Here is a 19,516-nt window from a genome sequence, read left to right on the forward strand (position 1 = left end):
CCGATCGGCGTTCCGCGGCGTCCGGTCGGGTCAGTCGCCCTCGACCCTGACCGTCTGGATGGTCCCGGTGAGGACCCCGATCAGGCGATCCCCGTCGAATTCCGAGGTGGGGGCATCCATGACGATCTTGCCGAGCCGAAGGACCACAACCCGGTCGGTTACCTCGAGCACGTGGGGCAGGGTGTGCGAGATGAAGATCACGCCGAGCCCCTTCGCCTTGGCCGCCCTGACCACCTGGAGTACCTCCCCGGCCTGCCGCGCACCGAGGTGGTTGGTCGGCTCGTCGAGGATGATCACGCGGCGCGCCCAGGCCACGGCGCGACCGATGGCCACCGCCTGCCGCTGCCCGCCGGACAGCTGGGACACCGGACGGTCGGACGCCGGGACGGCGATCCCGACGCGCTCGAGGTCTTCGTGGGCGTCGTGCTCCATCTCCTTGCGGGCCAGGAAGCCCATCTTGCCGAAGATTCCCTTGACCGTCTTTTCCCGGCCGAGGAACACGTTCTGCGACACCGTCAGGTGCGGGGCGAGCCCCGAGTCCTGGTATAGGGTCTCCACGCCGGCCTCGAGCGCCTCCCGGGGCGAACCCCAGGTGCGCTCGACGCCGTCAAGGTAGATCTTCCCGCCGTTGGGCTGGTGTGCCCCCGAGAGGACCTTGACGAGCGTCGACTTGCCCGCGCCGTTGTCGCCGACCAGGCCGAGCACCTCACCGGCGTGCAGCTTGAGGCTCGCACCGTCGAGGGCGACGACCGATCCGTACCGCTTCGAGACGTTCTTGACTTCGTAGATCACTTCGCCGGTCATTATTTTCTTCCGTTCTTGCTCTGCAGCGTCTGCGCAGCGACCGCCGCGGCGATCAGGATGGCCACAACGACCTTCTTCCAGTCCGGCGCGACGCCGACCATGATCAGGCCGGACTGCACCGTGAAGAGGATGAGCGCACCGAGCACGGTGCCCCAGATCCGGCCGATGCCACCCATCAGGGAGGCGCCCCCGATGACGACCGCGGCGATGGCGTCGAGCTCACGCCCGGTTCCCGATGACGGCGAGCCGGCACCGAGGCGCAGGTAGACGTACATCCCGGCGAGACCGGCCAGGGCTCCGGAGAGCGCGTAGACCAACGTCAGGTGCCGTTCGACGTTGATGCCTGCGCCGCGGGCCGCGAAGGTGTTCGAGCCGATCGCGTAGGTGTAGAGGCCGAACCGCGCCTTGTGCAGGAACAGGCCGGCGATCGTCACCACGACGATGACGACGATCAGGGCCCACGACAACGGGTTCGTCTTCGGGTCCATCGCGGCGATGAGGCTGAAGTTGTTCGCGGATCCGATCGGCTGCCCGCTCGAGATGATCACCGAGAGCCCGAGTGCGGCCCCCATCGTCGACAGGGTCGCGATGAACGGGACGATCCGGAGCTTGTTGATCAGGAAGGCGTTGGTCAGGCCCACGAGGAGCCCCACTCCCACCGACACCAGGGTGCCGATGAGGAGCGGGCCAGACGCGTCCGCGCCGGACACCGTCTGGTCGACCTTGAGGACGTTCGCCATCGTCCAGGCCGACACGACTCCGCTGAGTCCGATGATGGCTCCGACCGAGAGGTCGATTCCACCGCTGATCACGACGAAGGTCTGGCCAACTGCAATCAGGACGACCGATCCCCAGTCCGTGAGGATATTGCTGGCGGTCGGTGCGGAGAAGAACTTCGGCTCCAGCACCGAGAAGACGACGATGAGCAGTACCATCACGCCGATCAGGATGGTGCTCTGGTTCGACGCGAGGGTGCTGATCCGCGCCGTGAGCGCGAGCGGAACCGGCTTCTGTTCCGCCGGAATGCCCGGTTTCCGCGCGGTGGTTTGATTGCTGTTGGTCATGATGACTCCCTGGCTCTTGTCGTGAAGTACGGGAAGCGTCAGCTACTTGACGTAGGTGTACTTGGCGAAGTCAGCGTCGGAGGTCGTGGAGTTGAGGACGACGTTGGGGATGACGACCTCGTGCTCGGTCGCCGTCTTGCCGGTGTTGATGAACTCGACGAGGGTCTTGATGGCCAGGCGTGCCTCGGCGGCCGGGTCCTGGGCGACGAGGGCGGTGAAGATGCCCGACTTGATCTTGGCGACGTTGTCCGGGTATGCGTCGTAGCCGACGAGGCCGATCTTGCCGCTGAGGCCCTTCGACTCGAGCGCGGCGGCCGCGCCGGAGGCGTTCGTGCCGTCGATCGCGAAGATGCCGTTGAGGTCCGGGTACTTGGTCAGCCAGTTGCTCACGTTGGTGGCAGCCGTCTCCGGGTTGGACTCGGAGTATGCCACGTCGACGATTTCCACACCGGGGTACTTCGCGGCGACCTGGGCCTTGAAGCCGTCGAGGCGGCTCACGTTCGTGGTTGCGGTGGCGCTGGTGAGTCCGACGACGACCTTGTACGAGCCACCGGTCTTGTAGCCGATCTGGGTGGCGAGCGCGTCGGCCGCCTTGGAGCCGCCGTCGGCGTTGTCGCCGGTGATGAAGCTGACGACGTCCTTGAGGTCGGCGACGTGGGTGTCGACGTTGACGACGGGGATGCCGGCGGCAGTGGCCTTGGCCACCGAGGCCTGCAAGGCCTTCGGGTCGGTCGGGATGAGCACAAGGCCGGTGGGCTGCTGGGCGAGCACGGCATCGACGATCGGGATCTGCGTTTCAGCGGAGTACTTGGAGGGGTCGCCCTGCCAGATCAGCTTGACGCCCTCGGCCTTGGCCTCGTCCTCGGCGCCGACCTTCATCGCCTGGAAGAACGGGTCTGCCTCTGCGCCCATCACGAACGCGATGGTGATGTCCTTCTTTTCGGTCGACGTCGTCGCACTCCCGGTGCTCGCTGTGCTGGAGCAGGCGCTCATCGAGATGACGAATGCGGCTGCGACGCCGACGGTGGTGATCGCTCGGTAAGAACGCTTCATGGAGGTCTCCTTTGACACATAGGTGCACTGCAATTGCGACTGCACACGCTGTTTGCGAGATCGTTCTCGCAAACTTGTATAAGATTGCAGCACGCAGCACCGCGGCGCAAGCCTGTTCGGTAACGTTTCGATTACGAGGATTGTTCATGGTTGAACGACGAAGTCACGCTCCGACAATCGTCGACGTCGCAGACCAGGCCGGCGTCTCCCGCGCCACCGCCTCCCGGGCCCTCTCCGGCTACGGGCGCACGTCGGCAGCCACCGTGGAACGCGTCCGTCGCATAGCGGACGAGATCGGCTATCGCCCCAATGAACTCGCGAGAGCCATGCGCGCCGGCTCGACCGGAACGATCGGACTCGTCGTCATCGCCGACTTCACGAACGCCTTCTTCGACCGCGCCACCAAGTCCATCGTCGATGCGGCGCGAAAACGCGGGTACCAGGTCCTGATCACCAACACCGACGAGGACCCCGACGTGGAGAGAGGGGCCATCGAGACCCTGCTCGACAAGCAGGTCGACGGCCTGATCGTGTTCCCCTCCGCAACCGGCCACAGTCAGCACCTCGAGGCCGGAAACCTGGGTGGCCGCCCGCTTGTGCTCGCCGACCGCCGCCTGGACGACCTGGGCGTCACCATGGTCTCGACAGACGATTATTCCGGCACCCGGGAGGCGGTCCGCAACGCCGTCGGCCTCGGGCACACCCGGCTCGGCTTCCTGATCACCGCCGCGAACATCACCGGCCACACCATGGCACGCCCCCTCGCACTGATCTCGAGCGTGCGGGACCGTACCGACGGTTACGCGGCCGGCGCGGCCGAGGCGGGCATCCCTCCCGAAGACCAGGTCTGGCATTTCAGCGAAGACGTCCCCGAGTCCTCGGAGGCCGCGGTCGCAGAGATGCTCGACCTGGCCTCACCGCCCACGGTCATCTTCACCTCCAACAACGACATGGCGTTGTCCGTACTCAAGGTCGCCGGTTCGCGGGGGCTCGCCATCGGACGCGAGGTGTCCCTGGTCACGGTCGACGACAGCCCCTGGGCGGCATACATGGTGCCGGGCATCACGGTCGTCGCCCGCCCGGTCGAGCAGCTCGGAGAGCTCGCCGTCGAGCGACTCGTGGCCGAGATCGAGTCGCCGGGGCAGGCGGCCCAGGACATCCAGCTCCCGACCCAGTTCATCCCCCGGGCGTCGGTTGCCGACCTCCGGACTCCCGCGCCGGGGCAGTAGAACCGCTCAGGCCGGTGCGCCGGGCCGCACCACGAGCACCGGGCAGGCCGCGTGTCGCACGCACTGCTCGCTGACCGACCCGAGCAGCATCCCGGCAAGGCCGCCGCGCCCGCGGGAGCCGACCACCAGCATCCGTGCCCCGCGTGAGACCTCGATCAGGCAGCCGAGCGGTGTCGCGTAGGCCGCCCGGTACTCGACCGGTACGCCCGGGTGCCGGGCGACCGTCGGTGCGGCATCGGCCTCGAGCTTCTCCCGCACCGCGCCGGCGTAGTCGGTGAGGGGCGAGACGTAGCCGAACTTCCAGTCGGCCGGGCGCGGGGCCGTGTCGATCGACCAGGCCCGAACGACGACGACGGATGCCCCGAGCGGCTCCGCGAGGTCGAGGGCGACCTCGAGCGCATGGTTGGCGTAGTCGGAGCCGTCGTGCCCGACGACGATACTGCCGGTGGGAGCTGGAGACTGGTCTGCATCGATGCCTGACATGCTCCCACGCTACTCCCGGCGAAGGCCGAGCGACAGAAATCGACCCCGACCCCGGGAAAAACCGTTGCGGCCGTGCCACGCCGTGAGCCGCGGCGCGATCCCCGGTGCGAGCGACCGCGCGATCCCCAGACCGACCCCGCTCGTTCGCCTTGCCCGGTTAGGGTGGACTCATGCCTCTCCGCGCCTCCCAGCGACGAACCCTCATCGCCGTCGCGACGATCGCCGCCATCGTGGCCGGCGGCTTCCTGGTGCGGTCAGTCGTCGTGCCGCGAACGGCGCCCACCGAACCCGCCGTCTTCGACGCCGGCGCCCTGATCAGCGACTACAACTTCTTCAACCCCGACGCGATGACGGCAGACGACGTGCAGTCCTTCCTCGAGGGCCGGAACTGCGTGCGACGCGACGAGTCGCCGTGCCTCTGGGAGTACCGCGAGTCGACCGCCTCCGAACCCGCGCAGGGCCCCGGGCACTGCGCCGCCTACGAGGGTGCGACGAACGAGCGCGCGAGCACGATCATCGAGAAGGTCGCCAGGGCCTGCACGATCAGCCCCCGGGTTCTGCTCGTGCTGCTGCAGAAGGAACAGTCCCTGCTCACCCGGCCCAGCGCATCCGGTTACCTGCGCGCGACGGGCTACGGCTGCCCGGACACCGCCGACTGCGACGCCGAGTACTTCGGCTTCTTCAACCAGGTCTACCGGGCCGCGTGGCAGTTCCGGCAGTACACCCAGGAGCCCGAACGCACCTACAAGATCGGCGCGGTCAGCGTCGCGTACAACCCCGACTCCGCGTGCGGCGCGGCCACGGTCCAGATCCGCAACCAGGCCACGGCGAACCTGTACAACTACACGCCGTACCAGCCGGATACCGCAGCGCTTGCCGACACGTCGGGCGACGGCGGCGGATGCTCGACGCACGGAAACCTGAATTTCTGGCTGTTCTACAACACCTGGTTCGGGTCCTCGCTGAGTGAGCCGTTCCCCTCCGTGTTCGCGTCCTGCCTCAATCTCGTCGGCGGGCAACCGTGCCCGCGCACCGAGCTGGTCCCGACGATCTGACCTGATCGAGGAAGTCAGTCCCCCGCCGCGGGAGCCCCGCGACTGCGCCGGTAGGTGGACCGCTTCGGCCGCTCACGCAGCTGAGTGCGCACGTCATCGAGGATCTCGGTGACCGTCGCGAGTTCCCCCGGGTCGATCCGGTCGAAGAGCATCTCCCGGACGAGCGTGACGTAGCCGGGTCCGCCGGCGGCGAGCGCCGCCCGGCCGGCCGGCGTGATGTGCGCGATCACGGAGCGTTCGTCGCCGGGCGACGGGCGTCGCCGGGCAAGCCCGAGGGCCTCGAGCCGGGCCACCTGGTAGGTGAGCCCGCTGCGGGACACCGTCAGGGCGTCGGCGATGTCGGTCATCCGCAACCGGCCATCGGGCGCTTCGAGGAGCCGGAGCAGGATCTCGAACTGGGCAAGGGTCAGGCCCACCGCATCCCGCAACTGGCGGTCTGCGGCGAACTGCACGATGTTCGCGGTTTCGACGATGGCCGCCCAGGCGCGCATCTCCGCGGGCGACACTCTCGGGGCGGGGCCGACGGAATCGGGACTGACCGAATCCGGATCGCCCGAATTTGCAGTGCCCGATGGGGGAATACTCACGACTCGCTCCTAGTTGTTTCGAATACGAAGCACTTCCACAAGGGCCACCCCCAGTCTGCCCCCGGTCCGCCACGAAAGAAGACACCATGAGCACCGCCGTCTACACCGCATCCGCCACCTCCTGGGGCGGACGAACGGGCAAGGTCGTCACGAGCGACAACAAACTCGACCTCGACCTGTCCATCCCGGCCGAAATGGGCGGCGACGGCGGCGCGGGGACGAACCCCGAACAGCTCTTCGCGAGCGGCTGGGCGGCGTGCTTCCACAACGCGCTGAAGGGTGTCGCCCGCCAGCGCAAGGTCAACGTCACCGACTCTGCCGTCTCTCTCGAGGTGCACCTCGTCGGCGGCATGGCCACCGGTTTCGACTTCGAGGTCACGATCGAGGCCCAGCTGCCCGGCGTCGACTCCGTCGTCGCCCAGGAGATGCTCGAAGCCGCCCACCAGGTCTGCCCGTACTCCCGTGCCACGCGTGGGAACATCCCGGTCACCCTCGTCGTCGTCCCCGACGAGGACTAACCCGCGAGCGGATGTCCGCGTCAGCGCCGGTGGTGGATCCGAACCTTCGCCGGCGCTGGCGTGGGCTTCGGAGTGGGCGCGGGAGCGGCCGTCGGCACCGGTGCCGGTGTCACGACGACAGGTGCCGGCGCCGGGGCACCGAGGCCGAGGAAGCCCGCATCGAAGGAGTTGAGGTCGACGAGCACGCCGTTCAGGTTGTGCTCGAACTTCTGCTGCACCCCGATCCGCGGGTTCGCTGCCGTATTCCAGCCCCCGTACGACACGGGCGCCGGGGCACCCGTGTCCGCGAGCCAGCCGCTGTAGTTCACCGCGCCGGCATTCGTGTCCCAGAGCGGCACGTCGGCGAAGTCGCTGCTGTTGTTCATGATGCTCGGCCACATCCCCGAGCCGCTGTAGATCACCGGACGCACGCCCATCGAGCGCACCCCGTCGACCATCGCGCGGGTCACCGCAGGGCTGCCGGTCTCGACGTCGAGTGCGAAGAACTGCAGTTGCGACTGGTACGGGCCGGCCGCGGCGATACCGCCCTGCCAGCACGACGCATCCCGGGTGTAGACGGCGATCTTGAGGCCGGCGTCGAGCGCCATCTTGAGTTGCGCCTGGGTGTGCTCCCAGGGCGCGCAGCTGCCCCACGCGGTCGAGTGCATCACGTAGAGACGGATACCCTCGTTGTAGGCCTGCGTGAACCAGGCCGGGTCCGTGATGATGTTCGCGGAGTCGACGACCTTGACGGACGACGGCGTCGCCGCCTGGGCGGACGTGGCGGTGGTGGGGGCGATGACGCCGAGTATAGCCAGCGACAGCGCAAGCGCTGCCGCCAGGTGATTCTTGTTCATTGAGGGGACTCCGAAGGACCAGATCGTGGTGCTGAACCCGGTAACTCCAGTGTCAAATCACTTCAGTGTCGCGTGTACGTCGCCGGAGCTGACTGCTCGTCAGACTCAACGGGTGGAACCAGGGGACAGGATAATCTGTCTATGCTGACACATCCTCACCTTTAACACCAGTCCCCCAACGGGGGACACTCCGAGGCCGCCGACTCAGCCGAGAGCGTAATTGCTCCGCCGCCGGCCCCGGCACCGGTGCCGCCGTCCACGACGAATCGCGCGCGTGCGCCGGCCCCGGAAACGCCCGGTGAGAGCGACAACCAGACCGAGGATGCCTGCCGGGCGACGGCCGGCATCGCCCGGGAAGTCCTGGCGGCACTCGTCCGACTCCGCGGCCGGGCACCCAGCAGACACGGAGGGTCTGGCCGACCCGGCTGCCTAGACTCGCCACGTGCTGCCGGCAGCGGTTCGCCATCCGGGGCCCGCCCTGGGCTGCACCACCGCCGGCCGCACGCAATCGAAAGGAACAACTGTGACCCAGAACAAGAACTCCTCGGCTACCGCCACCTCTCGAAAGAAGCGCCTCACGATCGGCGCCGCCTCCGTACTCGCCGCGGGTGCCCTGCTCGGCACCGGCATGCAGGGAGCAACGGCCAGCCCGCTGGGCGGCACCGCCGAACCCGGCACCCCGTCGACCCCGTCGGCATCCGCCCCCGCCACCCCGGGCGCCTCATTCTTCGGCTCCGTCGCCCACGAGCTGCGCGGGGACCTCGCGCACGGACAGGACTTCGGCGAGAAGGCCCAGAAGGTCGCCGCGACGATCTCCGGTCACGCCGAGCTCTTCGCGAGCCTGCCTGCAAATCTGCAGGCCGACCTGACCACCCTCACACAGGCCTCGGACGGGGACCGCACCGCCGCCGCCGGATTCATCGCCACGTCGGCTCTCGCCGGGAACTATGGCGAGCAGGCGCAGGCGCTCGCCGTTGCGATCCAGGCCGACCCGGAGCATCCGCTGCGCGCCGCCCTGCACGCAGCGCTCGAGGGAAGCCTCGACGCCGGGACAACCGGAACGACGGGCGGCACGGACAGCGCGGCGCCCGACGACAGCGGAACCGACGCTGGGGGCGGTGCCGCCGTCATCAAGCTCGCCTCGAGCCTCGCTGACAACCCGGCCCTGTTCGACAAGCTCCCGGTCGAACTCCAGAGCGCCCTGACGGCGCTCACGGCCCTGCCGGCCGAGCAGCAGGATGCCGCGGCGCAGCAGATCGCGACCGACGCCGGGACCGGGACCTACGGTCCCGAGATCCAGAAGATCGCCGGGCACCTGGCACACGGTGCAGCAGCGGACGCGGGACACGACGCCTCAGTCCACGCCGACGCCACGGTCGCACACTAGAAAGCACGAACGCACGAAGAAGGCCGGGGGGGCACTGCGCTCCCGGCCTTCCTACGTGCTATCGGTCGTGGGCTAGAAGTCCCAGTCGGCGTCTTCCGTGTTCACGGCCTTGCCGATCACGTACGAGGAGCCCGACCCGGAGAAGAAGTCGTGGTTCTCGTCGGCGTTCGGCGAGAGGGCGGACAGGATCGCCGGGTTCACGTCGCAGACCTCCTTGGGGAAGATGGCCTCGTAGCCGAGGTTCATCAGGGCCTTGTTGGCGTTGTAGTGCAGGAACTTCTTGACGTCCTCGGTCAGGCCGACGGCGTCGTAGAGGTCCTGGGTGTACTGCACCTCGTTCTCGTAGAGCTCGAAGACGAGGTTGAACGCGTAGTCCTTGATCTCGTCGCGACGCTCCTGCGTCGCCGCCTCGAGGCCCTTCTGGAACTTGTAGCCGATGTAGTAGCCGTGCACCGCTTCGTCACGAATGATCAAGCGGATGAGGTCGGCCGTGTTGGTCATGCGGGCGCGGCTGGAGAACCACATCGGCAGGTAGAAGCCCGAGTAGAACAGGAACGACTCGAGCAGCACCGAGGCGACCTTGCGCTTGAGCGGGTCGTCGCCCTGGTAGTAGTCCATCACGATCGAGGCCTTGCGCTGCAGGTTGACGTTCTCCGTCGACCAGCGGAACGCCTCGTCGATGTCCTTCGTGTTGCTCAGGGTGGAGAAGATCGACGAGTAGCTCTTGGCGTGCACGGACTCCATGAACGCGATGTTCGTGTAGACGGCCTCTTCGTGCGGGGTGATCGAGTCGGGGATCAGCGAGACAGCGCCGACGGTGCCCTGGATCGTGTCGAGCAGGGTCAGGCCGGTGAACACGCGCAGGGTGAGCTGCTGCTCGACCGGGGTGAGCTGGTTCCAGGACTGCACGTCGTTCGACAGCGGGATCTTCTCCGGCAGCCAGAAGTTGTTGGTCAGCCGGTTCCAGACGTCGACGTCCTTCTCATCCTCGATCTTGTTCCAGTTGATCGCATCAACGTGCGAGATGAGCTTGAGCTTGTCAATCATTGATAGTCCTTAGTCCCAGGGCAGTCGCGGGCAGTGCACAGAAAACGTCCAGCAAACTCACAGCATACAGCTGACGCAACCGTCAACCTCGGTCCCTTCGAGGGCCATCTGGCGCAGACGGATGTAGTAGATGGTCTTGATGCCCTTGCGCCACGCGTAGATCTGCGCCTTGTTGATGTCGCGGGTCGTCGCGGTGTCCTTGAAGAAGAGCGTGAGCGAGAGGCCCTGGTCGACGTGCTGCGTTGCCGCGGCGTAGGTGTCGATGATCTTCTCGGCGCCGATCTCGTAGGCGTCCTGGTAGAAGTCCAGGTTGTCGTTCGTCATGAACGGCGCCGGGTAGTAGACGCGGCCGAGCTTGCCTTCCTTGCGGATCTCGATCTTGGAGGCGATCGGGTGGATCGACGAGGTCGAGTTGTTGATGTAGGAGATCGACCCGGTCGGCGGAACGGCCTGCAGGTTCTGGTTGTAGATGCCGTGCTCCATGACGGATGCCTTCAGCTCGGCCCAGTCGGCCTGGGTCGGAATGCGCACCCCGGCATTCTCGAAGAGCTCGGCGCCGCGAATGGTGGCCGGGACCCACGCCTGGTCGGTGTACTTGTCGAAGAACGTGCCGGAGGCATACGTCGAGTCCTCGAAGCCGGCGAACGCGTGGCCGCGCTCGATGGCGAGGGTGTTCGAGGCGCGGAGGGCGTGGAACAGCACCGTGTAGAAGTAGATGTTCGTGAAGTCGATCGCTTCTTCGCTGCCGTAGTACACCCGCTCGCGGGCGAGGTAGCCGTGCAGGTTCATCTGGCCGAGGCCGATCGCGTGCGACTTGTCGTTGCCGTCTTCGATCGAGCGCACCGAGGTGATGTGGCTCTGCTCGGAGACCGAGTTGAGGCCGCGGATCGCGGTTTCGACGGTCTTGCCGAAGTCGGGCGAGTCCATCGACAGGGCGATGTTCATCGACCCGAGGTTGCAGGAGATGTCCTTGCCGATGGTGTCGTAGGACAGGTCTTCGTTGTACGTGGTCGGGGTGTTGACCTGGAGGATCTCCGAGCACAGGTTCGACATGTTGATGCGGCCCTTGATGGGGTTCGCCGCGTTGACGGTGTCCTCGAACATGATGTACGGGTAGCCGGACTCGAACTGGATCTCCGCGAGGGTCTGGAAGAAGTCGCGCGCCTTCATCTTGGACTTCTTGATCCGCGGGTCGTCGACCATCTCGTGGTACTTCTCGCTCACGGAGATGTCCGCGAAGGGCACGCCGTAGACGCGCTCGACGTCGTACGGCGAGAACAGGTACATGTCCTCGTCCTTCTTGGCGAGCTCGAAGGTGATGTCGGGGATGACGACGCCGAGCGACAGGGTCTTGATCCGCACCTTCTCGTCGGCGTTCTCACGCTTGGTGTCGAGGAAGCGCATGATGTCGGGGTGGTGCGCGTGCAGGTACACGGCGCCGGCACCCTGGCGGGCACCGAGCTGGTTCGCGTAGCTGAAGGAGTCTTCGAGGAGCTTCATCACGGGGATGATGCCGCTCGACTGGTTCTCGATCTGCTTGATCGGGGCGCCGGACTCACGGATGTTGCTGAGCAGGAGGGCGACGCCGCCGCCGCGCTTGGAGAGCTGGAGCGAGGAGTTGATGCCGCGGGCGATCGACTCCATGTTGTCTTCGATGCGGAGCAGGAAGCAGGAGACGAGCTCGCCGCGCTGCGCCTTGCCCGAGTTCAGGAACGTCGGCGTCGCGGGCTGGAAACGGCCGGCGATGATCTCCTCGACGAGTCCGATCGCGAGCTTCTCGTCGCCCTGGGCGAGACCGAGGGCGGTCATGACGACGCGGTCCTCGAAGCGCTCGAGGTAGCGGTTGCCGTCGAAGGTCTTGAGCGTGTACGACGTGTAGTACTTGAAGGCGCCGAGGAAGGTCTGGAAGCGGAACTTCTTCGAGTACGCGAGGTCGTTGAGGCTCGTGATGAAGTCGAAGGAATACTGGTCGATCACGGCCTGCTCGTAGTACTCCTTCTCGACCAGGTAGTCGAGGCGCTCCCGGAGGGAGTGGAAGAACACCGTGTTCTGGTTGACATGCTGCAGGAAGAACTCCCGGGCCGCCTCCCTGTCCTTATCGAACTGGATTTCCCCGTTCGGCCCATAGAGGTTGAGCATGGCGTTGAGGGAGTGATAGTCCATCGCGAGCGCGACCTGCGCGTGCGGGGCTACTTTCACGGCTGTTGCTTCCAAAATGTTTCCAATCCGTCGTGAACGATGCGTACATCATCCGGAGTTCCCAATACTTCAAATCGATACATATGCGGCACGTTGCACTTGGCCGCGATGATGTCCCCCGCGATGCAGAATGCCGTGCCGAAGTTCATGTTGCCCGCGCCGATCACGCCACGGATGAGCGAACGGTTGTGCTCGTCGTTCAGGAAGCGGATGACCTGCTTCGGCACCGCTCCCCTGGCTTCGCCGCCGCCATAGGTCGGCACGACGAGCACATAGGGCTCGGTCGCCTTCAGCGGCTCGTCGCGGGCGTGCAACGGGATGCGCGCGGCCGGCCGGCCGAGTTTCTCCACGAACCTCTGGGTGTTCCCCGAGGTGCTGGAGAAATAGACGATCTCAGCCATTGGATGCCGGCTTCACTCTCGAACCGCTCGCTTCAGTCCCGTACCGCAGACCGCTCAGGCGAGGCGCGCGGCGAGTTCGTTGATCTTGTCCGGGCGGAAGCCGGACCAGTGGTCCTCGTCGGTGATGACGACCGGCGCCTGGAGGTAACCGAGCGCCTTGACGGCCTCGAGGGCGTTCTCGTCGACGGAGAGGTCGAGCACTTCGTACTCGATGCCTTTGTTGTCGAGGGCCCGGTAGGTGGCTGTGCACTGGACACAGGAGGGCTTGGTGTAGACCGTGATTGCCATCTGGAAGGCCTTTCGTGTGATTCAGAAGTGAGTGCGCCAGTACGACTGCGCAAGTGCGATGCGGTCCTGCGAAACGCGGGATGTCACGTGTGTTGCGGCGTTGCTGTGCTGGAGGTCAATACTACATGTAGTGCCACCGAATGGGAATGGCCACTACATGCGGTAATTACAATTATGTAGTTATCCACCGACATTCGTGATGTTGTCAACAGGCCCGCCCATCCGGAGGCCCGTTTTCTCGCGGAATCCGCCCGGTTATCCACATCCTGGAGAAACAGCATCCGCACCTCTGTGGATAACTCAGCACGGGCGTGTCGCCGCCCGCGGTACCTCGTGTTCTACGAGGAATTCGAAAAACCGCCGGGGAGACTCGACCAGATCCCAGTCCCAGCGCATGAAACTGTCCGAGTGTTCCCGAAGTGCGTCCTCGCGCTTCTTCTCCTGCAGGACGACCTCGGCCGGATCGCGTCCCGCCAGGATTCGCCCCCTGGTGTATTTCTGGTGCCCGTCGAATTCGCCGATCTTCCGGACGGTTCTCCAGTAGAAGTCGACCCAGTAGTTGTGCCCCCGGACATTCGGAAAGCCCACCTGCAACTCCGGCACGACGAAGCCCAGCTCGAACAGGCGCACCCGGCTGAGCGACTCGCCCCCATTCGCCGACAGAGGATTGGCAAAATCGATCGCCGCCTCGGCCTGGCGAAATCCACGCCGGGGATTCACAAGCGCCAGCTCGGTGAGCAGGTCGTCCTTGGTGATTGCCCTGGCCCCCGAGCGCCCGAGAAACGCATCGTCAGCGGCCCGCACTTGTTCCACCCGGAGGGCATGGTCGATCATGACCACGGCCGTCAGGAAATTCGTTCCCGCGGCGACGTCGACGAGGGTGCGAACGAGGGATGTCGCGGTGTATCCGGCCACCTCGACAGTGGAGGGCGCGGGCGCTCCGCGATGCGCTGTCAGGAAGCGGGCATGGCTCCCACCGGTTGCTTCCGGATCGAGGGCATGCACCTCGCGCGGCCAGAGGCCGATGTACGGGAGGCCGTGCAGCGCGGCTGCGGAGATGTGCGAGAGGACAAGGGGCCGGGTGGCGCACGCGGCAGAAGCACGAACGAACAGCCGGTACCGGTCATCGGGGTCCGACTCCCGCCAGAGCGTCCCCCAGACGAACATTCCCCGCCGAATGCGAACCAGCGTGCCGTCTCTGAGCAGCGCATCGATCGCCGTGGAATTGAGGCCAGCGGCGTTGAGGGCCCCGGTGGGAATCAGCTCACGGTAGCGGGCGGCGAGGGTGTCGAGGCGAGTTGTCATCGCCCGAGTTTCGGCGGTACCGCCCAGGCCCGCTCGGCTGCCGCGACTCCTGTGGACAGTGGCCGCCGCATCCGCCCCGTTGAGGACCCGCCACCTCGGGGCGCGCACTACGACTCGCGGCGCGTTCCACGCCTCGGGGCGCGCCTTACGTCTCGCGGCGCGCACTACGAGTCGCGGCGCGCCGAGGAGCGCTCGCCCCGAGACGAAACCACCGCCCCGAACGTCCGCCCCGACCACACCACGCGCGCGCTACGTTTCGGGGCGCGCACTACGCCTCGCGGTGCACTCCAAGTCTCGCGGCGCGTGTTACGCGTCGCGGCGCGCTCCACGCCTCGGGGCGCGGCGAGGAGCGCTCGCCCCGAGACGCAACCACCGCCCCGAGCGAATGCACGGGCGTGTCGCCACCTGGAACGGCTAGGCGCGCGGGGCCGTCGACTCCCGGACGATGAGCTCCGGCACCGAGCTCGGCAGGTCCGGAGCCTCCTCGTCTTCGAGGACGGCGAGGAGGGTGCTCAGGATGTTGCGGCCGAGCTCGTCGAAGTCCTGGCGCATGGTCGTCAGTGTCGGGGAGAAGAAGGCGGCCTCGGGGATGTCGTCGAACCCGATGACGCTCACGCGATCCGGCACGGCGAGTCCGTTGCGGACGAGGGCGTGGATCAGGCCGAGCGCCATCTGGTCGTTGCCGGCGAACACCGCGGTGAAGTCGCCATGCGAGCCCGATTCGATCAGGTCGGCACCGAGGCGGTACCCGCTCGCCGGCGACCAGTCGCCGATCAGCGGTTCCCGCGCGATGAGGCCGCGGTCGCCGAGTTCGTCACGCCACCCCCTGGCCCGTTCGATCGCGTCGACGGAGTCGGCCGGTCCGGCGAGGTGCACGATGTTGGTGTGGCCGAGCTCGGCGAGGTGCGCGACGGCGATCCGCGCGCCGCGGTAGTTGTCGACGCCGACCCGATGGAATCCGCCGCGGCCGCTCGACTCCACCGCGATGAGGGGAACCCCGAGTTCGATGCCCCTGACGGCCTCGAGGGCGCTGCGGTGGGCTGCGATCAGCACGATCGCCTCGACGTTCTGACGCAGCAGGAGTTCGACGGCCGAACGCAACGACTCCGGGTCCGACTCGAGCATGCTCGCCATGCTCACCGCGTACCGGGCGTCCCGCGCCGCCTCGTTGAACCGGAGGACGGTGCTCGAGGGTCCGTAGTCCGGGCCGCCCGTGGTGATCAGGCCGATCGTGCGGGACCGGCGGGTGACGAGAGCGCGCGCGGCAGGCGACGGCCGGTAACGGAGCTGCTTGATCGCGTTCTCGACCCGTTCCCGCGTCGCGGGGCGCACGTTGGGGAGGTCATTGAGCACCCGGGAGACCGTCTGGTGCGATACCCCCGCCAGCCGCGCGACGTCGAAGATGTTGGCGACGCGCGCCTTCTCATCGTCCTTGCTCACCAGGCTCATTGGCTCCCACCGATGCGCAACGCATCGTCTCTCTGTCCCCTTATTCTGGCTCACGCACGGGTGCCGTGACCGACACGCTCGCGCCGGACGCGCTACCGGCGGCGTGCCGTGAGGACCTTCTGCAGGACGATGAAGACGAGGAGGAGCCCGCCGATGAAGATCCGGGTCCACCACGAGCTGAGGGTGCCTTCGAAGGTGATGATCGTCTGGATCGTCCCGAGCACGAGCACTCCGAGTACGGAGCCGAGCACGAATCCGTACCCGCCCGTGAGCAGGGTTCCGCCGATCACGACCGCGGCGATCGCGTCGAGTTCGGTGCCGACCGCCGTGAGGCTGTATCCCGACAGCGTATAGAAGGTGAAGAGTACCCCGGCAAGCCCGGAACAGAATCCGCTGATCACGTAAACGAGGACCTTGGTCCGAGCGACGGGCAGTCCCATCAGCATGCCGGACTGCTCCCCGCCGCCGATCGCGTAGACGGTGCGACCCAGGCGCGAGTAATGCAGCACGAGGAACGCGACCAGGACCACGAGCAGGGCGATCACGACGCTGGCCGTGATGCTCATGCGCCCACCGAGCGAGATCCTGGTCTGCGCGAGGCTGACGAAGACCGGATCCGTGATCGAGATCGAGTCCTTGCTGATCACGTAGCAGAGCCCCCTGGCCAGGAACATCGCGGCGAGGGTCGCGATGAACGGCTGGATCTTGAAGACGTGGATCATGAGCCCGACCAGCAGGCCGAGCACGGATGTCAGCACGAGGATGAGCGGGATCACGACCGAGGCCGACCACCCGGACTGGAGCAGGCTCGCGGCGATCATCGTCGACAGGGCGAGGACGGCCCCGACTGACAGGTCGATGCCGCCGGTCAGGATCACGAACGTCATCCCGACCGCCAACACGATCAGGTAGGCGTTGTCGACGAACAGGTTGAGGATCACGGGCCCGGAGACGAAGCCGCGATAGCGGCTCCCGCCGATCGCGAAGACGGCGATGAGCAGCACGAGGGTCACGAGCACGGGACCGTACTTCGGGCTCGTGAACGCGGACGAGACCCGGCCGAACAGCCGGCGACCCGCCACCGGCGCGGAGGAGGTGTCGATGCTCATGAGACGGACGCCCTTTCGGCGGTTCGGGTGCCAGGACGACCCCGGCCGAGCGACCGGCGCCAGCGGCCGAACGCGGCGTTCGTCGTCGGTGACTGCAGCAGGCAGACGGCCGTCACGACCGCGGCCTTGAAGACCATCGTCGCGATGGGCGGAATGCCGACCGTGTACACCGTTGTGACGAGGGTCTGGATGACCAGGGCGCCGACGAGGGTGCCGAGGAGTGAATACCGGCCGCCCGCGAGGGAGGTTCCGCCGATCACGACCGCGAGGATCGCATCCAGTTCGATGAAGAGGCCGGTGTTGTTCGCGTCGGCCGCCGTCTGGTTCGAGGTCAGGATGAGGCCGGCGATGGCGGCGGAGAAGGCCGAAAAGGTGTACACGGTGATGAGGAGTCCCCGCGACCGGACTCCCGCCTGTCTGCTCGCCTCCGGATTGATTCCGACCGATTCGATCAGGAGCCCGAGCGCCGTACGCCGGGTGAGCAGGGCGGCCGCGGTGAAGATGACCACCGCGATGACGACGGAGACCGGGATGCCGAGGACGAAGCCGGACCCGATCACCTTGAACGGAGGACTGTTCACGGTGAGGATCTGGCCCTCGGTGATGAGCATCGCCGCCCCGCGCCCGGCGGTCATCAGGATCAGGGTCGCGATGATGGGCTGGATCCCGAGCACGGCGACCAGGAAACCGTTCCACAGGCCGAGCACGAGGGCGATCAGGAGCGCGACGATCACGGCGACCGCGACCGTGCCGATGCTGCCCGGCTCCGGGGAACCGAGAATGATCGAGCAGGCGACGGCCCCCGCGATCGCACACACGGCGCCCACGGAGAGGTCGATCCCCCGCGTCGCGATGACGAGCGTCATCCCGACCGCGATGATGAGGGTCGGCGCGCCATTGCGGGCGATGTCGACGAGGCTTCCGAACAGGTGGCCGTTCTTGACCTCGAGGCTGAAGAACCCGGGAAAGGCCACCAGGTTGATGATGAACAGGACGAGCAGCATCACCACCGGCCAGAACAGCCGGCTCGAGAACATCCGGCTCGCGTTCATCGTGCCACCGCCGTCAGTTCGCCGTCGGCGATGATGGCCAGGAGGCTGTCGACAGTCAGGTCGTCGTTGACGATGTCGGCGACGAGCCTGCGATCCCGCATGATCGCGATCCTGCTGCTGAGGCGCAGGACTTCCTCGAGTTCCGCCGAGATGAACAGCACCGACATCCCGTTTTCGGCGAGGTTGACCACGAGCTTCTGGATCTCGGCCTTCGCACCCACGTCGATGCCTCGGGTCGGCTCATCGAGGATCAGCAGCCGCGGCGCGACGGCGAGCCACCTCGCCAGCAACACCTTCTGCTGGTTGCCTCCCGAGAGATTCCTGACGATGGCGTCCGGGTTGGCCGGCCGGATGTTCAGGGCCTGGATGTAGCTGACCGCGAGCTCGTCGCGGCGTTTCCGCGAGATCGGGTGGAACCAGCCGCGATCGGCCTGCAGTGCGAGCACGATGTTGTCCCGCACGGTGAGGTCCTCGACGATGCCCTCCGCGCGCCGGTTCTCCGAGGAGTATGCGACACCCCGCGCGAGCGCGGAGCGCGGGGTCCGGAACCGGTGCGGCGTGCCGTCGATCACCAGTTCCCCGGAGTCCGGCCGGTCGATGCCCGAGAGGATCCGGGCGAGCTCGGTCCGCCCGGAGCCGAGGAGCCCGGCGAGCCCGACCACCTCGCCGGTGTAGACCCTGAGGTCGACCGGTGCGATGGATCCCTTGCGTCCGAGCGCCCTCGCGGCGAGAAGGGGCACCTCGTCGCCTTCCCCGCCTCCCGGTTCGACAATCCGTCGCTCGAGGGCGTCGAGGATCGCGAGTTCCTTCCCGATCATCTTCTGCACGAGGTCGAGGCGCAGGATCTCGTCCGTGCGGTACTCGCCGACGAGTTTGCCGTTCCGCAGGACCGTGAGGCGGTCGGAGATCTCGTAGACCTGGTCGAGGAAATGGGAGACGAAGAGAATCGCGACGCCCTCGGCCTTCAGCTCGCGAATCACCCGGAAGAGTTCCGCGACCTCGTCGGCGTCGAGACTCGACGTCGGCTCATCGAGGATGAGGACCTTCGCGTGGACGTCGATGGCCCTGGCGATCGCGACGAGTTGCTGAACGGCGAGAGAGTGCGAACCGAGGAGGGAACCGGGGTCGATGTCGAGGTGCAACCCCCCGAGGAGTTCCAGCGCCCGGCGACGGGTGGCCCGCCAGTCGATGCCGCCGAACCGGCGCGGTTCGCGACCGAGCATGATGTTCTCGGCGACACTCAGGTTTCCGAGCAGGTTGACCTCCTGGTACACCGTGCTGATCCCGGCGTTCTGGGCCTGCGCCGGGCCCGCGAACGACACCCGGCTGCCGGCCAGCAGGATCTCGCCGCTGTCGGTCGGGCCGCTGTCGATCTGATAGACGCCGGTGAGCGCCTTGATCAGGGTCGACTTGCCTGCACCGTTCTCCCCGAGCAGCGAGTGCACCTCCCCGGGGAACATTCGAAAGCTCACCTCGTCGAGTGCTTTGACGCCGGGGAACGAGATCGAGATGTTGGTCATCTCGACGACGGGAACCTGTCCGTTCATTCACGTACTCTCTTCATCGTCTTCTGCAAGCGGATGCCGGCTCCCGGCGGCGGGGACCGGCCGGCCGGATGGCCGACCGGTGGGCGCCGCCGGAGGCCGGCGA

The 19,516-nt window shown here is 66.7% G+C and carries 19 protein-coding genes; 4 read left to right on the forward strand and 15 right to left on the reverse strand.

Annotated elements, in window-relative coordinates; all coding sequences use genetic code 11:
• Nucleotides 1-30: 30 nt before the first annotated feature.
• Genes E3O44_RS08480 through E3O44_RS08490 form a run of 3 tightly spaced genes read right to left on the reverse strand, consistent with a single transcriptional unit; the run spans nt 31 to nt 2,921 of the window.
• Nucleotides 31-804 carry an ATP-binding cassette domain-containing protein gene (locus tag E3O44_RS08480; RefSeq protein ID WP_134534316.1) on the reverse strand — a complete coding sequence of 258 codons (774 nt, stop codon included), beginning with the start codon at nt 802-804 and terminating at the stop codon, nt 31-33.
• Nucleotides 804-1,868 carry an ABC transporter permease gene (locus tag E3O44_RS08485; RefSeq protein ID WP_134534318.1) on the reverse strand — a complete coding sequence of 355 codons (1,065 nt, stop codon included), beginning with the start codon at nt 1,866-1,868 and terminating at the stop codon, nt 804-806. Before E3O44_RS08485 ends, E3O44_RS08480 begins: the two co-directional genes overlap by 1 nt.
• Nucleotides 1,869-1,910: 42 nt before the next feature.
• On the reverse strand, nt 1,911-2,921 hold the full coding sequence (locus E3O44_RS08490; protein ID WP_134534320.1) for a substrate-binding domain-containing protein: 1,011 nt from the start codon (nt 2,919-2,921) through the stop codon (nt 1,911-1,913).
• 146 nt (nt 2,922-3,067) lie between these two features.
• Between E3O44_RS08490 and E3O44_RS08495 the strand changes: the two genes are divergently transcribed.
• Nucleotides 3,068-4,150 carry a LacI family DNA-binding transcriptional regulator gene (locus E3O44_RS08495; RefSeq protein WP_134534322.1) on the forward strand — a complete coding sequence of 361 codons (1,083 nt, stop codon included), beginning with the start codon at nt 3,068-3,070 and terminating at the stop codon, nt 4,148-4,150.
• A gap of 6 nt (nt 4,151-4,156) precedes the next feature.
• On the opposite strand, the gene E3O44_RS08500 is transcribed toward E3O44_RS08495, so the two are convergent.
• Nucleotides 4,157-4,633, reverse strand: coding sequence for a universal stress protein (locus E3O44_RS08500; protein WP_134534324.1), 477 nt, complete (start codon nt 4,631-4,633; stop codon nt 4,157-4,159).
• Between the two features lie 170 nt (nt 4,634-4,803).
• Here E3O44_RS08500 and E3O44_RS08505 point away from each other — a divergent pair, with 170 nt between their 5' ends.
• Nucleotides 4,804-5,688, forward strand: a complete 885-nt coding sequence (locus tag E3O44_RS08505) for a hypothetical protein (protein ID WP_134534325.1) — start codon at nt 4,804-4,806, stop codon at nt 5,686-5,688.
• A 14-nt stretch (nt 5,689-5,702) separates the two neighbouring features.
• On the opposite strand, the gene E3O44_RS08510 is transcribed toward E3O44_RS08505, so the two are convergent.
• The gene (locus tag E3O44_RS08510; protein WP_134534326.1) at nt 5,703-6,275 is read right to left on the reverse strand and encodes a MarR family winged helix-turn-helix transcriptional regulator; all 573 of its coding nucleotides are present in this window, start codon (nt 6,273-6,275) and stop codon (nt 5,703-5,705) included.
• A gap of 86 nt (nt 6,276-6,361) precedes the next feature.
• Between E3O44_RS08510 and E3O44_RS08515 the strand changes: the two genes are divergently transcribed.
• Nucleotides 6,362-6,793 (forward strand): organic hydroperoxide resistance protein, encoded by a 432-nt coding sequence (locus E3O44_RS08515; RefSeq protein WP_134534327.1) that lies wholly within the window; start codon nt 6,362-6,364, stop codon nt 6,791-6,793.
• Nucleotides 6,794-6,813: 20 nt separating this feature from the next.
• Here the strand turns inward: E3O44_RS08515 and E3O44_RS19375 are convergent, their stop codons facing one another.
• Nucleotides 6,814-7,629 (reverse strand): glycoside hydrolase family 25 domain-containing protein, encoded by an 816-nt coding sequence (locus E3O44_RS19375; protein ID WP_174775061.1) that lies wholly within the window; start codon nt 7,627-7,629, stop codon nt 6,814-6,816.
• Nucleotides 7,630-8,152: 523 nt separating this feature from the next.
• On the opposite strand from E3O44_RS19375, the gene E3O44_RS08525 reads away from it, so the two are divergent.
• Nucleotides 8,153-9,016 carry a hypothetical protein gene (locus E3O44_RS08525; RefSeq protein WP_134534328.1) on the forward strand — a complete coding sequence of 288 codons (864 nt, stop codon included), beginning with the start codon at nt 8,153-8,155 and terminating at the stop codon, nt 9,014-9,016.
• A 72-nt stretch (nt 9,017-9,088) separates the two neighbouring features.
• On the opposite strand, the gene nrdF is transcribed toward E3O44_RS08525, so the two are convergent.
• The 9 genes from nrdF to E3O44_RS08570 all read right to left on the reverse strand — a co-directional run bounded on the left by nrdF (nt 9,089) and on the right by E3O44_RS08570 (nt 19,413).
• Complete coding sequence (nrdF, locus tag E3O44_RS08530; protein ID WP_134534329.1) at nt 9,089-10,063, reverse strand: class 1b ribonucleoside-diphosphate reductase subunit beta; 975 nt, start codon at nt 10,061-10,063, stop codon at nt 9,089-9,091.
• A gap of 57 nt (nt 10,064-10,120) precedes the next feature.
• On the reverse strand, nt 10,121-12,226 hold the full coding sequence (gene nrdE / locus E3O44_RS08535) for a class 1b ribonucleoside-diphosphate reductase subunit alpha (RefSeq protein WP_134534859.1): 2,106 nt from the start codon (nt 12,224-12,226) through the stop codon (nt 10,121-10,123).
• 32 nt (nt 12,227-12,258) lie between these two features.
• Entirely contained in the window at nt 12,259-12,663 is a 405-nt protein-coding gene (nrdI, locus tag E3O44_RS08540) for a class Ib ribonucleoside-diphosphate reductase assembly flavoprotein NrdI (protein WP_134534330.1), read from the reverse strand.
• Between the two features lie 54 nt (nt 12,664-12,717).
• On the reverse strand, nt 12,718-12,951 hold the full coding sequence (nrdH, locus tag E3O44_RS08545; protein WP_134446781.1) for a glutaredoxin-like protein NrdH: 234 nt from the start codon (nt 12,949-12,951) through the stop codon (nt 12,718-12,720).
• Between the two features lie 300 nt (nt 12,952-13,251).
• Complete coding sequence (locus tag E3O44_RS08550; protein ID WP_134534331.1) at nt 13,252-14,256, reverse strand: type IV toxin-antitoxin system AbiEi family antitoxin domain-containing protein; 1,005 nt, start codon at nt 14,254-14,256, stop codon at nt 13,252-13,254.
• Between the two features lie 414 nt (nt 14,257-14,670).
• The gene (locus E3O44_RS08555) at nt 14,671-15,705 is read right to left on the reverse strand and encodes a LacI family DNA-binding transcriptional regulator (protein WP_134534332.1); all 1,035 of its coding nucleotides are present in this window, start codon (nt 15,703-15,705) and stop codon (nt 14,671-14,673) included.
• A gap of 92 nt (nt 15,706-15,797) precedes the next feature.
• A complete protein-coding gene (gene yjfF / locus E3O44_RS08560; RefSeq protein ID WP_134534333.1) occupies nt 15,798-16,814 on the reverse strand; it encodes a galactofuranose ABC transporter, permease protein YjfF in 1,017 nt (338 codons plus the stop codon).
• Nucleotides 16,811-17,866 carry an ABC transporter permease gene (locus tag E3O44_RS08565; protein WP_134534334.1) on the reverse strand — a complete coding sequence of 352 codons (1,056 nt, stop codon included), beginning with the start codon at nt 17,864-17,866 and terminating at the stop codon, nt 16,811-16,813. Before E3O44_RS08565 ends, yjfF begins: the two co-directional genes overlap by 4 nt.
• Nucleotides 17,863-19,413 carry a sugar ABC transporter ATP-binding protein gene (locus E3O44_RS08570; protein WP_134534335.1) on the reverse strand — a complete coding sequence of 517 codons (1,551 nt, stop codon included), beginning with the start codon at nt 19,411-19,413 and terminating at the stop codon, nt 17,863-17,865. The genes E3O44_RS08565 and E3O44_RS08570 overlap by 4 nt, the downstream gene beginning before the upstream one ends.
• Nucleotides 19,414-19,516: the final 103 nt, after the last annotated feature.

The organism is Cryobacterium algoricola (genome assembly GCF_004402485.1).
In the GTDB taxonomy this organism is placed as follows: domain Bacteria; phylum Actinomycetota; class Actinomycetes; order Actinomycetales; family Microbacteriaceae; genus Cryobacterium; species Cryobacterium algoricola.